Here is a 14,907-nt window from a genome sequence, read left to right as displayed (position 1 = left end):
TCCCCGCCTGCGCCCCGCCCATCACGCGCACCCGGCCCGCGCCGCGCGGCTCGTCTCGTCACGCGCCCCCATAAAAGCAAGGACATACCGTATGGAATCGGGGCACTTGGGTGCAAGTTTTTTCGGTTATGCGAACCGAAAGGCGGAAAACCAGCCCGCGCGTCTGTTCCTGCGTATGCGCAGGCGCGCCGATCAAGGCGTTTTCCCTGGTGGCAAGTCGAACTCGCCGCAATAGCGGTCAAACAACACGCCCCAATCACGCACAACCGAAAAAACTTGCACCGACCCGAGGGTTTTTCCCGCACTGCGTTTCAGACGCTGCACGCAGACGCATCCGCACAGCGTTCGCCCGCGCCCCATCGGGTGAGCGATTTTTCGGCGAGAGCCAGACGTTCGGCAACCGAGCGCCGCAGCGCCACACACTCCCGCACGCAATGTTTCCTACCCGCCGTTGCACGCGGCCGGATATCCGCTTGCCGAGCGGCGTTACGATTCGATGGAGACGCCCGCGGTCGTGATACGATGGCCGCGTATTCGAAACCACTTCCAAGGAGGCCTCAATGGACACCTTGAGCATACGCGACATCATCGGCCCCATCATGGTCGGGCCCTCGAGTTCGCATACCGCAGGAGCGCTGCGCATCGCCTACATGGCGCGCAGGCTCTGCCTCGCGGAACCACGATCCGTCGAGTTCTCGCTTCTCGGATCGTTCGCCCACACGCTCGTCGGCCACGGCACCGACAAAGCGCTCGTCGGAGGCATGCTCGGCCTCGATACCGACGATCTGCGCATCCGCGATTCGTTTCAGCTCGCCCGCGAAGCGAACANGGCAAGCCGCGGCCCGCGTCCTCCCGAACCCGCCGATCTGAGCGGTCTGGCCGAAAGCCGCTTCATCTGCCTCGCGGGATCGAGGGCCTTCCGGACGCTCTGCGACGAGCTTTGCGCGCTTGCGGGCTTCACACCGCACATCGCCTTCGAAAGCGACAACCCCTCGGTCGTGAAAAAGATGATCGGCCTCGGCCTCGGCATCGGATTCTGGCCCGAGCACAGCTGGGGCGACCTTTCGGACTACGAAGCGGATCTCGTCTCCCTCGCCGATACTCGCTTTGCGCGGACCATAGCCATCGTGGATTCGGACGGCGAACAATCCCCCGAAGCAAGGCGGTTCGAGGAGTTCCTCATCGGGCATATCGGGAGAATCTGGGAAAAGGAAAGCGGGCAGTGCGCCTGAAACGCACCGCCCGCTCGGGCATGCTCTCATCTACGCACCGACCCACGAGCCGAGAATAAAGGCCAACCCGCGCGTCGGCCCAAGAAGCCGACTGCACAACAACCTGCGCGTCAGCCTACGAGCCGATTGCGCACCAACCCGTCCGTCGGTCTACGAGCCGAGGATGCGGGCTGCGACCTGTTTCTTACGGCTCAGGATGCCAGGCATCCACGTACCGCCCACGCCCGTGCACTTGATGTTGAACACCCGATCCACGATGCGACGGTTGCCCTCGCACAGAAACTGGCTGCCCTCCGCCATGATGTCGGTCACCATGAAAAGCACGAACTCATAGCCGTTGTCGTCTTTGAGCTGGCGCATATAGGCTCGGATCTCGTCCTCTCGCTCCATGACGGCGGGCAGATCGACCGTCTCGTGCTGCGCGATGAGCACGGTCGAATCGCCGAGTTGGAACTCCTTGGAATCCGCGCCGACGAGCTTATCGACCGGCAGGTTATCCTCGCCGCCNCCCTAACACCGTCTTTTTTTTTTTCAAGCAGAAGACGGCATACGAGATGAGCATCCGCGGCGAGAGCATCGGAGGCGGTGCAGCTGTCATCAGGCGCATCGACGGCATCGACGTCGAAGTGACCGGCGAGAAGACGAGCATCGTGATCCGTCAGCACGACGAAGCGGGCGTGTTGGCCCATATCGCCAAAAGCATCAGCGATCAGGGCGTCAACATCGCCACAACCCGCATGTACCGCGAGCGAAAGGGCGATGCCGCCTACACTATCCTGGAAACCGATCAGGCGGTCTGCCCGGAAATCAAGACCGCCATCGAGGCGCATCCCGCAATCCGCGACGTGCGCATCATTCCCGGTGACAGCGCAACCGGCGTCTCGAAAGACGATGCAGCCGATGTCGAAGCGGCCCAAGCGCGCTTCGAGGAGCTCGATTTCCCCCACGGTGCCGCCATGCTCTCCTACTGCGAAGAGAGCGGCATGTCCATTTCCGAGGCGTTTTTAAAACGCGAGGACGCGCTTGCAGCCAGCCTCGGCTACGCGAGCGACACCGACGGCTACCTCGACGAGGCGCTCGCCGTTATGAGGCAATCGGCAACGCGGCCCCTCGAAGAGCCCCTCCCCTCTATGGGAGGATTGATCGGCGGCGAAGCGCTGAAACTCTCCGCACTGAGAAGGCTCGGGGGCAACCTCTGCGACGATCAGCTTTCGCTCGCCATCGCCTACTCGATGGCGGTGCTCGAGACGAACGCCTCGATGGGACGCATCGCCGCCGCTCCCACGGCAGGCTCGGCGGGCGTAATCCCCGGCGTGCTCCTGGCCCTGCAGGACAGCAGGGGCTTCAGCGACGACGATCTGAAGCGAGGGCTCGCCTGCGCCGGCGCCATCGGCTACCTCATCACGCGCAACGCCACGGTATCGGGAGCCGAAGGAGGCTGCCAGGCCGAAATCGGCTCGGCGGCCGCAATGGCCGCAGCAGCAGCCGTCGAACTCGCTGGGGGGACGCCCGCGCAGTGCTTCGCCGCCGCAAGCAACGCGCTCACCAACATGATGGGGCTCGTATGCGATCCGATCGCCGGGCTCGTGGAAGTGCCCTGTCAGAAGCGCAACGCCTCGGGCGCGGCAACGGCGCTCGTGAGCGCGCAGATCGCGCTCGCAGGCATCGGCAACCTCGTCAACTTCGACGAAACGGTCGAAGCCATGCGCAAGGTAGGCCGCTCGCTGCCGTTCGAGCTGCGCGAAAGCGCCCTCGGCGGCATAGCCGCAACGCCCGCCGCCTGCGGCTTCTGCGCCTCGTGCACACCGGGGATGAGCTGCTCGTAGGAGAGCGCCAACGTCCCTCAGCGAATCTGCTTTGCTTGCTGATCGAACTCGTCATCAACATGATTGACGAGTTCGATCAGCTCGGAACGCAGATGGATTCCGAGCTTCTGGTAGATGCTCTTGATGTGCGACTTGACCGTGTTCTCCGATACGTAGAGCTTCTCCGAGATGCCGTGAACCGTGCGCCCCTGGGCAAGAAGCACGAATATCTCCTGCTCTCTGGCTGTTAGCTGATGAGTTGACGCGATCTCCTCGCAGCGAGCGGAAAACCACTGCTCCTCGCGCACGACCAACTGAGGAGCGGGCGTCGCAGGCTCCTCCAGGGCAAGCCCTTTGTCTTTGAACAGAAACAATGAAAGCATGGAGAGCAGATACAGCGAGACGAGCGCTATTACCGTCAGCATGATTCCGCCGGAAGTGATGCTCGACGCATTGAAGAACCCGACGAGCACGCCGAGCAGCTGCGCGGCATTCGTACACGCCAAAGCGGCGGCGAATACGAGCGGTGAGGGCAATCGGGTGTCTCGCGCCATGTCGGCTAGCATGCACCACAGAATGATGCTAGCCACCATCGATCCAAGCTGGGCGAACGCATTGACGATCCCCCCTGCCGCGTTCCAGAGTATCGGCAGAAGAAGAAAGCCCGCCGCGGAAAGCGGCAAAGCCATCTTGTAGAGACGACTCAGGTTCGGCGGCTTCGAGACCACCAGCACCGGAACAAGGAGGATCGCCACGACGATCCCGCTCGACACGATCGAGGTTTCCTGCACCGTCGAAAGCGGCAGTTCTTGCTGGCCCGATATTTGCATCATCATCCCGCTCATGAAACAGAACACCATCGTCCCGAACACCGGACGCCACAAGCGCGACGCAGCACTTTTGGCAACGGGAAGCGAATATTCGCTCACCGCCGGAACCCGAATCGAAATCGACCGCTTCACGCACACCGAAGAAATCACAAAGAGAACCGCCGTGGCCGGGATGACCAACGCAGGGGGCAGAAGCGTCATGAGAAAATAGATCACCAAGCTCGCCATATTGCTGAGCAGGACAAAGAGGTAAACGCTCCGCAGCGTAAACGTTTTGCAGAATCGCGCCCACAAAAGGACCATGAGGGCATCCCCCGCGCCGAGACACACGCCGCCGAACATCAGCCAAGGCAGAATGCGACCGAATTCCACGTCGATGGAAAACTGCAGCGCCATACCGCAAACGAGGAAACCGAACAACGCCACTCCGCAGGCGACAAGCACGGAAACAAGCGTATCGGGTCCCGTACTGCGCAACGAAAAGAAAGCGATGGCCACGAAAACACATACTCTCGAGCCGAGGACGGTTGCAAGAAAGAGAGTCTGCGAAACGGCATCGAGGGCGGAGGCGGGAGCGAACAGCGTAAAGGAATGGAAAGCCATGTACGAGAAAACGAGGTAAAGCGCATATCCCCCGAAACACAAAGCATCCCGCAAAGCAACGTTACGCATGTTTGTAAGCAAGCGCTTCATAGTCCCCTTCCTGTCTTGCCACAGTATACCTGCCGGAATGCAAACGAGAGTCGATTTATCTCTATCCCACTTCTATATCACCCGTTTCAGGTGGCCTAGACCAGCACTTTCGTAAAAATCACCCGCCTTCGAAGGAGGTTTGCACAAGCGCTGAGGGAGTACTGTTCGGTTCGCGGCCGCATCGAATGGGCCGCAAATAAGCAAGAACAGAAACTAAGGAGGGTATCATGAAAGCAAACCGCATCGAACTGTCGCGTCGTTCCTTCATCGGCCTGGGCGCAGCGGCCGCAGTCGCAGCAGGCGCAGGACTCGCTGGCTGCGCTCCAGCCGATAAGGCCGCCCAAGGAGGCGCAGCAACCGAGGCTGCCGCTGGATCGACGGCGACCAATCCGTCCGAATACACGCCGCCATTCCTCGCCAAGCCCGAAGTCCCCGCAAACGTTGCGGAAGAAAAAGACTGCGACGTGCTTGTGCTCGGACTCGGGCTAGCAGGCATTGCGGCATCGCGCGCCGCCGCCGAAGCGGGCGCTCGCGTCATCGGCGTTGAAAGGCAAGACGATATCGGCGTCGTCGGCATGGCCGGCGCATTCGGCGTCGTCAATTCCAAAATCCAAAAAAGCATCGGCATCGAGTGGGCGCCGAAGGCCGATATTGTCAATCAGCTCATGAAGGACATGTGCTACCGTCCCAACCCTGATTTCCTCAACTACTGGTACGACCATTCGGGCGAAGCCTTCGACTGGTTTGTCGAGGGAGCCGACTACGAGCTCGTAGCAAAAACCGCCGACAACAAAACTACCGACAACCCGAACTTCCTCCGCCCCATCTTCTGGCCCCCGCTTGAGGGCTACGACTACAAAACGGAGTACTACCCGTTCTTCCACGGCACCATCAACCTCAACCCCAATATGCAATGGGGCTGCGAGAACTGCCGCGACAAAGCGCTCGCCGCCGGCGCCGAGTTCCTGTTCGGAACATTCGCCGAGCAGCTCATCGTCGACGAATCGACCGGCGCCGTCACAGGCGCGTACGTGCATGACGCCAAGGGAGAAACGTATACGCGCATCAACGCACAAGCGGTCTGTCTCTGCACGGGAGACATGGGCGGCAACAAGGAAATGCGCCACTACTACGCCCCTCAGGCCGACGAGTTCGCTTCGTTCTACAGCGAGGTCGACGTAAACGGCGATTTCTGCAACACCGGTGACGGGCAGCGCATGGGGGTATGGGCGGGAGCCCACATGGAACTCGGACCCTATGCGCCGATGACGCACCACATGGGCGGCGCTTTGGGCGTCGATGCCTTCCTGCAGCTCAACATGGAAGGCAACCGGTTCATGAACGAGGACATCCCCGGCCAGAACATCGCCGACCAGCTATCCCGCCAGCCCGTCTCCCCCGATCCCGAGCTCGCGACCCTCGGCACCAAATCGTGGCAGATATTCGACGCCAACTGGAAAACGCAGTTAGCGGCACAGGGAACCGGACACGGGTTCGTCAACTACTACATCTCCGACGACGAAAAAGACCAGTACAAAACCGTTCTCGAAGGATTCGCTCTCGGATACACCACCGATGAGATGGTAGAGGGCGCCGTCACCCTGAAGGCCGATACGATCGAGGAGCTGGCCGAGGGAATGGGCCTTCCCGTCGAGAACGTGAAGGCATCCATCGAACGGTACAACGAGCTTGCCGCGAAGGGCATCGATGAGGATTACGGCAAGATCGGCAGCCGCATGTTCCCCGTCGATACGCCGCCCTTCTACGCCTGCCGTTTCGATTCCGCAGGTATGCTCGTGCTCATGGGCGGGCTCGAATGCGACACCGACCTGCATCCCCTCGACGAAAACGGAGACCCCATCAAGGGCCTGTACGTCGCAGGTAACACCCAGGGCGGGCGCTACCTGGTCGAGTACCCCGTGACCGTTGGCGGTCACAGCCTCGCATGCGCCCTCACGTTCGGCAAACTTGCAGGCGAAAACGCAGCCGCAGGCATCTAAACGACGCCTTTGCCCTGCGAGCGGCAACCGAATCACTCGATAGCAGAAACGCCCCCCGCGTCAGTCGATGCGGGGGGCGTTTTCAGTCGCTTGCCCGCCGCCCGCTCGGCCAATCCCCATGCGGGCTTTTCGGTCCCTACCCGATCTTCACGATGGGTGCATAATCCTTCAGGAGCTTCTTGGTTGCGCCGGTCTTCGCGAACCTGATATGGAGCGTGTCGCCGTCGACCTTCACGACCTTGCCGCGTCCGAACGTCTTGTGGTCGACGGTATCGCCGACTCCGAACGACATGCCCGCGGCAGCCTTCTTCCCCGTATCGCGCACGAACCCCGAATACGAGCTGCGCGTTGCACGGCTCGACGGGCCCGAAGCGCTCGACTGGCCGAACACGCGACCGCCGCCCGCCTCGGTTCCCGATCCGGCGATGCCCTTGCGGCTACCCCGTTTCTCCCAGCCCGTGCCCTCGAAGCCCGACGAGCCGAGGCCCGTTGTCTGACGCAGCTCGCTCGGGATCTCGGCGATGAAGCGCGAGGTGGGGTTCGCCTGCGTCTGGCCGAATATCTGGCGCGCGTAAGCGCACGTGAGGTAGAGCTTCTTGCGGGCGCGCGTGATGGCCACGTAGGCGAGCCGGCGCTCCTCCTCGATGCCGCTCGGATCGCTGGTCGAGTTCATATGGGGAAAGAGCGTCTCTTCCATGCCGCCCACGAACACGCAATCGAATTCGAGGCCCTTCGACGAGTGCACCGTCATGAGCGTGACCGCCGTGCCATCGTCCGACATGGTGTCGAGATCGGTACGCAGCGTCACCCATTCGATGAAGTCGGCGAGCGAGTTGGCCGAAAGCACGCGGACGGGGGCGTCCTCGTCCTGCCCGGCGCCGATGGACAGCTGCACATCGCCGCCCTCGCCAGGAACGACGGCCTCGAGTGCACCCGCGGCGCCCCGCTCGGCGAGCGCTTGGCCGCCCGCGGTGGGCGCAGCGTATTCCGCATCGCCCTCGTCGTGGGTGTCGGTGTACTCGTCGACAACACCGAGGAACTCCTGGATGTTCTCGACGCGCCCGCGCGCCTCGTCGGTGTCTTCGGCGATGAGCGCCGAGATGAGGCCGCTCTTGTCGATGATGGCTTCGACCACCTTGCGCAGGTCGCCGCCGTAGGTGCCCGCGTCCTTGATCAGGCCGACGAATTCGCCGAGCGCCTTGCGCGTTGCGAGCCTGACGCTCTCGTCGCCGATCACGAGCTCGGCCGCCTCCATGAACGTCATGCGGTTCTCGCGCGCTTCGCGGTCGATGAGCTCGATCGTGGTCTTACCGATGCCGCGGCGCGGCACGTTGATCACGCGTTTTGCCGCCATGTCGTCGGCGGGGTTCACCACGAGCGTCAGATACGCCATGACGTCGCGGATCTCCGCGCGATCGAAGAAGCGCGTGCCGCCGACGATGCGGTACGGCACACCTGCGCGCACGAGCATATCCTCGATCATGCGGCTCTGCGCGTTGGTGCGGTAGAACACGGCGATCTGGTTGTACGAGAACCCCTCGGCCTTGCGCTTCTCTATCTCGCCTGCGATCCAGCGGCCCTCGTCGCGCTCGTCGGAGGCCATGTACACCGAAATCTTGTCGCCGTCGCCCTCCGAGGTGAAGAGCTTCTTGGCCTTGCGATGCTGGTTGTTGGCGATAACCGCATTGGCTGCGGCGAGGATGTTGCCGACGCTGCGGTAGTTCTGCTCGAGCTTGACGGTATGGGCCTCGGGATAGTCGTTTTCGAACTCGAGGATGTTGCGGATGTCGGCGCCGCGCCACGAGTAGATGGACTGGTCGTCGTCGCCCACCACCATGATGTTCTTGTGCTTGTCGGCCAGAAGCGTCGTGATGGAGTACTGCGCATGGTTCGTATCCTGATACTCGTCCACCATGAGGTAGCGGAAACGGTCCTGATAGGCCTCGAGCACGTCGGGGTGGTTCTTGAGTAGCAGGTACGCGTAGAGCAGAAGGTCGTCGAAATCGAACGCGTTCGCCGCGCGCAGACGCTCCTGCAACCGCGTGTACACGCGCGCCGCCACCTTCGCTATGGGATCGGCCGCCTGCGCCTCGAAATCGCCCGGCACGATGAGCTCGTTCTTGGCCGTGGATATGCGGTTCCTCAGGGCGTTCACCGGATAGCGCTTCGGATCGATATCGAGCTCGGCCATGATGTCCTTGAACAGGCGCTTCGAATCGTCGTCGGCGTAGATGGTGAACGCTTTGGTAAAGCCGAGGCGCTCGGCATCGGCGCGCAGCATGCGCACGCACATGCTGTGGAACGTCGACACCCACATGCCGCGGGCAGCAGGCCCCACAAGCGCGCCCAGGCGCTCGCGCATCTCCGCCGCTGCCTTGTTCGTGAACGTGATCGCGAGAATCCGCCACGGGGCGACGTCCTTGTTCTCGATGAGGTTCGCGATGCGGTACGTGAGCACGCGGGTCTTGCCGCTGCCCGCCCCCGCGAGCACGAGCAGCGGGCCCTCGGTGCAGAGGACCGCCTCTTTCTGGGCAGGGTTCAGAGAATCGATGTCGATTGGCATAGGACGCGCTTTCTTTCGAAACGTTGCTGTAGTCAGAAGGTGTATTCTACCGCTTCTTGGACTCAGGGGGGCGGGCTGCGTGAGAAATGCAGACCTATGGATTCGGCAGGCCTTGCTGCATCCTCCGCACGCGCAGGGTCAATGCCGTGGCCGGGTACCCGCGCCTCATCGCCTGAAATCAGCAGTCCGCACAACGCTCGACGAAGATCAGGTGCCTAGAACCCCGAACGGTCACCATGTTGACCCCGATTTCGGGCATCCAGCAGCAAATCGGCGAACTCGTGGCAGGAAAACGGACTTATTCGTCATCGCCAGAGCCCTTCCTCGCAACCCGTTTCCCAGCCATCTTTCTGATCAGGCGAAAGAGAATGGCTCGACGTAGCGGAGGGTGGCTTCGCCTCCAAGGGGGCTTTAAACGACGAATAACTCCGTTTTCCTGCCGCGAACAAGGGGATCCGGAGCAAAGCCGAGGACGACACATCCCGCAACCCCGCACGCAAGCGTGCCGCCCGATGTCCCGAGCGGCACGTCGTACACGGTTCGTTGTTACCGCGCTCTACACGATCTTCTTGCCGAACACGGCGGCAATTTCGCGGAGCTCTGCCACCAGATCGGTAAATTGGGCGGGCGTGAGCTGCTGCGGACCGTCGGAGAGGGCCTTGGGCGGATTGGGATGCACCTCGATCATGATCGAATCGCATCCGACCGCAACGGCCGCCTTCGCAAGCGACGGAACGAGGTCGCGCACGCCGGCCGGATGCGACACGTCCACGCACACCGGGTAGAGGCTCTGCTTGTGGATGACGAGTACGGCCGATATGTCGAGCGTGAAGCGCGTAGCCGTCTCGAACGTGCGGATGCCGCGCTCGCACAACACGACGTTGTCGTTGCCCTCGGCGGTCAGGTAATCGGTGGCGGCGAGCCATTCGGCAATGGTGCCGGCGAACCCGCGCTTGTAGAGCACCATCTTGTGCGATTCGGCCGTGACGATACCGATGTTCTTCAGCAAGCTGAAGTTCTGGAAGTTGCGCGCACCTACCTGCAGGCCGTCCACGTACGAGTGCACAAGCTCGCAGTGCGCGGAGTCCATCACCTCGGTGAGGGTCTTAAGGCCCCACTTCTCGCCCGACGCCTTCATGATCTGAAGTGCTTCCTCACCCAGGCCTTGGAACGAGTGCGGGTTGGTGCGCGGCTTGAACGCGCCGCCGCGGACCCACGTGAGACCGAGGCCCGCGATGCATTCGGCCACTTCGTCGAATTGTTCTTCGGATTCGACGGAGCACGGCCCGGCGAAGATGGTGATCTCGTCCGTGCGCGTTCCGTAATCCGGCAGTTTGGTTGCTATCTGCTCGTTCATACTGACGGGGTCTCCTTCATAACTTTGAGGATACTGGCATATATCTCACGCAGGTTCTCGTTATACAAAGGACCCTCGTTGTAGCCGTCGACCCGCTCGAAGATCTCCTCTTCTCGCCTCGCGTCATACAAGCCCAGATGAGCACCGGGCTTGAGACCACGGATGACCAGCGAATGGCCCGCGCGCTTGTTCAGCAGCGAGACGATTTCGCGATCGATCTCATCGATCTTTGCACGATGTTCTTGGATTTGCGCGAGTACGCTGTTTTCTTCAGACATCGGCTTTCCTTTCAGATTCACAAAAAACGGTAACGAGCAAGGCGCATCACGCAGTGGTCAGGCTGAAAACCGCGACCGAAACGCAAGAGCGCCCTCGTGTGGGCATCATGATAGCAAAAGCCGCGCAGCGCACGGGGCGGACGGGGAAAGTTCACGGAGAAGTTCGCATGAGGAAACACTCGAGCCGAAGAGCAGCGTCCGATCGGAAAAGAGCGCAGATGCCCTCGGGAGCCATCGGCGGCGCACACGGAAACGCCCGTTTCCGCGGAGGGATGCGGAAACGGGCGCGCAGGCTGGGCTACCGACTGATAGGTTAGTTCTCCTTCATGTACTTCACGGCGTGGCGCGAGAAGGTGAGGGTGCGACCGCACGCGCATCCGATGATGTACTCGGGATAGTTATCGGCGAACAGGCTGCCCGAGCAGTCGCCCGCGCAGTACAGGCCTTCGATGACCTCTTCGTTCTCGTCGAGCGCCTGCATATTGGCGTTGATCTTGATGCCGTCGACCGTGGTGAGGTAGCAGGCTCCGAACCAACCGCCGTAGAACGGGGCGGTACGCAGCGCGGACAGGCGGAAGGCCTCCTTGCCGTAGTCGTCGTCGCTCTGCTGGTCGTACAGCTCGTTGTAACGGTCGACCTGCGCGAGGAAGTTCTCCTTGGCCTCGCCTGCGAACCCGAGCATGTCGGCGAGCTCTTCGATCGTGTCGGCCTTGAACACGGTGCCGCCCTCGATCTGCTTCGCGAACATCTCGTCGGGCGTGACGCCCGCTGCGAACTGCTGGGCGATGCCCTTCGAGCAGCCGACGGTGGAGAAGCGCTCGACGTCCTCGACGATGTTTCCGTCCCACACCTCGCACCACACGCCGCCGGGGCGGTTGCTCGAGGCGAAGCACACGGCCTCGTACGGCGACGCCTCGTTGACGAAACGCTTGCCCGTGCGATCGACCTTCATGAACGGCTGCGTGCCCACGTTCGACTGGAACACGTTGCCGGGAAGCGCGGCGTCTTCGCCCTCGCCCGTATAGCCCGCATCGACGCCGGGAGCGACTGCGCCGCGGGCGAACAGCATGGGAGCCGGCTGCGGGTCCATCTTCGCGCCCGCCCAGAGAGCCGCCTTGATGCCCGAGCCGTCGCAGGACGGGGTGTTGTTCGCCGTGGTGGTGCACTGGGGCACGATGGGCGCAAGCGCCTTGGTCATGACGGCGTTGCCCGCGTAGCCGCCCGTCGTCAAGAGCACGCCCTTGTTCGCGTTGATCTGCACGTAGCCGTTGTCGCTTTCAAAGATGGCACCAGTTACACGGCCTTCGGTTTCGCCCTCGCGCACGAGCTTGACGAGCTTGTGCTTGAATGTGATGTCTTGGCCCTTGCTCTGAATGTACTCGTAGAGCACCTCGTTGCGCTCCTTCTCGGGACGCGTGCCGAGCGCGGGGTCCTCGAGGTACATGTGCTGCACCATGGGCGTGTAGTGGAGCTGCTTGTCGAACTTCTCGGTATCGACGGTAGCCGTCAAACCGAGCGACGCCTCCATGATCGGATCGAGGTAGGAAAGCATTTCGGCGGATTCGTTGATCCACACCTTCCACACGTCCATGTCGCACTTGTAGGACGCGTAGCGTGCGAGCTCGTTGATGAGCTCGCCATGGTTGATCTCGACGCCCGCGGCCTTCTGCTGGGCGGTGTCGACTGCGCCGATCCAATGGCGCGTGCTCTGCGGCNGAGCCGTTCGACCCCGATCCGTTCTGCTGCGGCGAGCATCCCGCAAGGCCGGTCACGGCGCCGACGCCCGCAATGCCCGCAAGCCCGAGAAAGCTGCGGCGAGAAATGCCGCTTTTGGTTTCGATTCCCATATCCTTGTTCTCCCTTTCGTGTTTTCCGACGCAGCCGCCAGCCGCGCCGATACCCGTATCCGACCCGGCCGGCTCATCGCTATCGCCGGGTTCGCTGTACGGCCCTCATTATGGAAATCGCCTCGGTTTCGCCATCACCCAGACGAGGGGAGATTTACGTTTCTGCTGATCAGATATCTTAAGAGCACGCTATCAAGAGCATTTTTCGGAAAACGGAATTTTTCTAAGCTCAGCTGAACCCGAGAGGCGGGCAGACAAAACCGCATCGTTAACCTTTGCTATACTTGCCCGGGGAAGGAGACCTCCTTGGAATACACGCAGCAAGAAGATACTGCAGCCGAAAACGGATCGAACCGACGGCTTCTGGATGAAATCGCAAACGCACGGTGGGTGCGCTGCTTTGCGGCGCTCGTTCTCCTGTTTCTTGCAACATGGCTTCTCAACCAGTACGTATTCCCCCGGTTCACCCTCGTCTACGGCATGGCGCGCGAGTTTGCCACGGTAAGCTCGTTTACCACCAACCTCGTCGTCGCCATCGCAGCCTCCCTGCGACCGAACATCTTCGAACCCCGAAAGCTTGCCGGCTTCGCCGTCCTCATCGGAGCCGTCGGCCTCGCCATGGTTGCGGCGGGTCTTGCTTCGGCGAACCCCGCCGTCCTCACCATCGGCTCCATCGCGATGAACGCCGGCCGCGCACTCGCGTCGGTGCTCGCCTGCATCGTGCTCATATCGCTCAGCCCCCGAGCGGCAGCGGTGGGCATCGCCGGCAGCCTCGCCACCGCCTACGTGCTGCGCATCGCGTTCGTCGCGCTGCCCGGCGAGGTCGGCACGATTGCATTCGCGCTCTCCCCCTTTGCCATCATCGCCCTCGCCTACCCCTCGGCCCGCCCGATACTCGAACGCATCCGCACCAACCCCGGCGCCTCGACGCTCGCCCTCACCGAGCCGCGTGCGTTTCTCCCCTACTCGCACATCCTGTTCGTCTCGTTCTTCGTGTTCCGCATCGCTTTCGGGTTCTCGCTCATGTTCGGCGAATCCGACGGTATGCCGCAGTTCACCCTCCTCGCGCTCCTGCCTCTCGCCGTCGTGGCCGTGCAAACGCTCGTTGCGGGCAAGGCCGCACCTGCCGACATCCTCTACCAGGTGGCATCGCTGTTCGTTCTCGCCGGATTCCTCTGCGTGCTCGTTCCGCAGTTCGAAGGAACCGCCGCCCCGAGCATTCTGCTTGCGGCGGGATCCGATTGCTTTACGGTGCTCGTATACTACGCCCTCGCTGCAATCGGCCGGCGCAATCCGCTCCACGCGCTGCCGATATTCGCATGGGGCCAGTTCGCTACCGGAGCCGGATCGCTCGTGGGAACCTCGCTCGGGCACCTGACCAACGGGCTGCTCGTCGACCAACCGCTGCTCGTGCCGGGCGCCGTCGTGCTCGTAGTGCTCGCGTTCTCGGCATTCAACCTGCTCGTTCTGCGCACGTTCAGCTTCGAGAAGACCATCGAGGGCATCGAGTCGGTACCCCTGCTCGAGCCGACCGCCGAGCCCGAAAGCGACCGCTCCGATGCGATCGAGGCCCAATGCGCCCGCATCGCCGAGCGCTTCGCGCTCACCGAACGCGAGACCGACGTGTTCAAGCTGCTGGCGAAAGGCCGCAACGTGCCCTTCATCGAGGAGGAGCTTGTGATCTCGCGCAACACCATCAAAACGCACATCAAGCATATCTACCAGAAGATGGACCTGCACTCCCAGCAGGAGCTCATCGATATGGTGGAGACGTACTGAAGAAAGGCGCTCGCACGCACGTTGGGCCCGATCGAACTGCGCTTCGACCATCGAGCATCCATCGAACAGCGCCGCAAAAAAGCCGCCCGCACTGCGGACGGCCCTGAAAGCTTGCATGCGCAGCAGCCTTACGGCAGCATACCCATCGACTCGAAGAAGAAGTACCCGAGCACGAGCACGCCCACGACGATGCGGTACCAACCGAACGCCGTGAAGTCGTTCTTCTTGATGTAGCCCATGAGGAAGCGGATGGCGACGATGGACATGGCGAACGCCGTTACGATGCCCACCACGAGCACGACGATCTCCACCTGGGTCATGGCAAGGCCCGCCATCACGAACTTGACCACCTTCACCAGCCCCCAGCCGAGCATGACGGGAATGGCCAGGAAGAACGTGAATTCCGCCGCCGCGGTACGCGAGCAGCCGCACAGCATGCCGCCGATGATGGTGGCGCCCGAGCGGCTCGTACCCGGTACGATGGCGAGCACCTGGAACAGCCCGATCTTGAGCGCGGTCCTCC

13 protein-coding genes are annotated in these 14,907 nt (G+C 62.2%); 5 read left to right on the top strand and 8 right to left on the bottom strand.

Annotated features, from left to right (window positions below):
• The coding region (locus C1722_RS17090; protein ID WP_219724260.1) for a hypothetical protein at positions 1-235 on the top strand (235 nt) is incomplete at its 5' end.
• 325 nt (positions 236-560) lie between these two features.
• Entirely contained in the window at positions 561-1,232 is a 672-nt protein-coding gene (locus C1722_RS17725; RefSeq protein ID WP_244902395.1) for a LysR substrate-binding domain-containing protein, read from the top strand.
• A 150-nt stretch (positions 1,233-1,382) separates the two neighbouring features.
• Here C1722_RS17725 and C1722_RS00855 read toward each other — a convergent pair whose 3' ends face one another.
• Positions 1,383-1,724, bottom strand: coding sequence for a DHHA2 domain-containing protein (locus C1722_RS00855; protein WP_244902544.1), 342 nt, complete (start codon positions 1,722-1,724; stop codon positions 1,383-1,385).
• Positions 1,725-1,786: 62 nt separating this feature from the next.
• Between C1722_RS00855 and sdaAA the strand changes: the two genes are divergently transcribed.
• Positions 1,787-3,058, top strand: a complete 1,272-nt coding sequence (gene sdaAA / locus C1722_RS17935) for an L-serine ammonia-lyase, iron-sulfur-dependent, subunit alpha (protein ID WP_102377587.1) — start codon at positions 1,787-1,789, stop codon at positions 3,056-3,058.
• A 17-nt stretch (positions 3,059-3,075) separates the two neighbouring features.
• On the opposite strand, the gene C1722_RS00845 is transcribed toward sdaAA, so the two are convergent.
• Positions 3,076-4,365: a helix-turn-helix domain-containing protein gene (locus C1722_RS00845; protein ID WP_244902394.1), complete on the bottom strand. Its 1,290-nt coding sequence runs from the start codon at positions 4,363-4,365 to the stop codon at positions 3,076-3,078.
• Positions 4,366-4,787: 422 nt separating this feature from the next.
• On the opposite strand from C1722_RS00845, the gene C1722_RS00840 reads away from it, so the two are divergent.
• Entirely contained in the window at positions 4,788-6,560 is a 1,773-nt protein-coding gene (locus tag C1722_RS00840) for an FAD-dependent oxidoreductase (RefSeq protein WP_102377585.1), read from the top strand.
• A 136-nt stretch (positions 6,561-6,696) separates the two neighbouring features.
• Here the strand turns inward: C1722_RS00840 and C1722_RS00835 are convergent, their stop codons facing one another.
• From C1722_RS00835 to C1722_RS17715, 5 genes are all read right to left on the bottom strand, one after another.
• Positions 6,697-9,123 (bottom strand): ATP-dependent helicase, encoded by a 2,427-nt coding sequence (locus tag C1722_RS00835; RefSeq protein ID WP_102377584.1) that lies wholly within the window; start codon positions 9,121-9,123, stop codon positions 6,697-6,699.
• Between the two features lie 556 nt (positions 9,124-9,679).
• On the bottom strand, positions 9,680-10,480 hold the full coding sequence (gene aroF, locus C1722_RS00830; protein WP_102377583.1) for a 3-deoxy-7-phosphoheptulonate synthase: 801 nt from the start codon (positions 10,478-10,480) through the stop codon (positions 9,680-9,682).
• Positions 10,477-10,758 carry a chorismate mutase gene (locus tag C1722_RS00825; RefSeq protein WP_102377582.1) on the bottom strand — a complete coding sequence of 94 codons (282 nt, stop codon included), beginning with the start codon at positions 10,756-10,758 and terminating at the stop codon, positions 10,477-10,479. The genes aroF and C1722_RS00825 overlap by 4 nt, the downstream gene beginning before the upstream one ends.
• Before the next feature lie 313 nt (positions 10,759-11,071).
• Entirely contained in the window at positions 11,072-12,148 is a 1,077-nt protein-coding gene (locus C1722_RS17225; RefSeq protein WP_425319354.1) for an FAD-binding protein, read from the bottom strand.
• Positions 12,036-12,605 (bottom strand): twin-arginine translocation signal domain-containing protein, encoded by a 570-nt coding sequence (locus C1722_RS17715; RefSeq protein WP_102377580.1) that lies wholly within the window; start codon positions 12,603-12,605, stop codon positions 12,036-12,038. Before C1722_RS17715 ends, C1722_RS17225 begins: the two co-directional genes overlap by 113 nt.
• 306 nt (positions 12,606-12,911) lie before the next feature.
• On the opposite strand from C1722_RS17715, the gene C1722_RS00810 reads away from it, so the two are divergent.
• Complete coding sequence (locus C1722_RS00810) at positions 12,912-14,384, top strand: helix-turn-helix transcriptional regulator (protein ID WP_102377579.1); 1,473 nt, start codon at positions 12,912-12,914, stop codon at positions 14,382-14,384.
• Between the two features lie 128 nt (positions 14,385-14,512).
• Here the strand turns inward: C1722_RS00810 and C1722_RS00805 are convergent.
• Positions 14,513-14,907: undecaprenyl-diphosphate phosphatase (locus tag C1722_RS00805; protein WP_280522927.1), on the bottom strand; the 395-nt coding region annotated here is incomplete at its 5' end.

Origin of the sequence: Raoultibacter timonensis (assembly GCF_900240215.1) — a bacterium.
In the GTDB taxonomy this organism is placed as follows: domain Bacteria; phylum Actinomycetota; class Coriobacteriia; order Coriobacteriales; family Eggerthellaceae; genus Raoultibacter; species Raoultibacter timonensis.
The sequence above is the reverse complement of the archived record's forward strand: the minus strand, read 5'-3'. Positions and strand labels throughout refer to the sequence as shown.

Coding starts and splice junctions, on each gene's coding strand:
- sdaAA (WP_102377587.1), top strand. CDS start 1,787: ATGAGCATCCGCGGCGAGAGCATCGGAGGCGGTGCAGCTGTCATCAGG.
- C1722_RS00840 (WP_102377585.1), top strand. CDS start 4,788: ATGAAAGCAAACCGCATCGAACTGTCGCGTCGTTCCTTCATCGGCCTG.
- C1722_RS00835 (WP_102377584.1), bottom strand. CDS start 9,123: ATGCCAATCGACATCGATTCTCTGAACCCTGCCCAGAAAGAGGCGGTC.
- aroF (WP_102377583.1), bottom strand. CDS start 10,480: ATGAACGAGCAGATAGCAACCAAACTGCCGGATTACGGAACGCGCACG.
- C1722_RS00825 (WP_102377582.1), bottom strand. CDS start 10,758: ATGTCTGAAGAAAACAGCGTACTCGCGCAAATCCAAGAACATCGTGCA.